Source organism: Vibrio sp. 1978, assembly GCF_033344345.1.
In genome coordinates this window covers 1-656 of record NZ_JAWPOP010000559.1, presented here as the reverse complement: position 1 = coordinate 656, position 656 = coordinate 1, and the positions used below count along the sequence as shown (strand labels likewise).

Here is a 656-nt window from a genome sequence, read left to right as displayed (position 1 = left end):
TTGTCGTAGTACTCAAGTGGTTTTGCCACCGATTCGCCAACTGCTTTGAGGCCAGCAAAGTGGATCACGGCTTGGATGTCGTGCTGCGCGAATACCGTATCCAAAAAGGCTTCGTCACGGATGTCACCTTGGTGGAACGCAGGCTGTTTGCCAGTCAGCGCTTCAATACGGTTTAACACTTCCAGTTTGGCGTTACACAAGTTATCAACGATGATAGGTTCCATTCCCGCTTCAATCATCTGAACGCAAGTGTGACTACCGATGTATCCCATACCGCCTGTGACAAGAACTTTCACTTTTGCTTCTCCACGTTTGCTGCTTTCTGTTCATACCTCACTCTGATGCGCTAAAAGCCAATCGCTATTGCATCGAATCAGTACGCCCATTTCTTAACTGGCTAAAAGTCTAGCAACCAATCTCGATCCAGATCCGTGATCGAATTCAAATTGTGTAAACGTTTCCACAGAATTACAAAAAAGCCTTATTTTAGATGCAGACTTTAGTTAAATTAAACCGAGAAGATGATGAGCAGTGAAGATGAGTCGAGCAGATACCGCTCTCTTTCGTGGATCGCACGATTTTACTAAAAGTTTGTGCATCCCTAAGTAGCTGTTTACAATAGCCAGATTATTGAGTTCTCACTTGGACTGTGAGCA

Annotated in this window: 1 protein-coding gene; it reads right to left on the bottom strand. The window is 44.5% G+C overall.

Features of this window, described 5'->3' with window-relative positions; genetic code table 11:
* A partial coding sequence (locus R8N49_RS27820; protein WP_318190534.1) for an SDR family NAD(P)-dependent oxidoreductase occupies positions 1-296 on the bottom strand: 296 nt, incomplete at its 3' end.
* Positions 297-656: the final 360 nt, after the last annotated feature.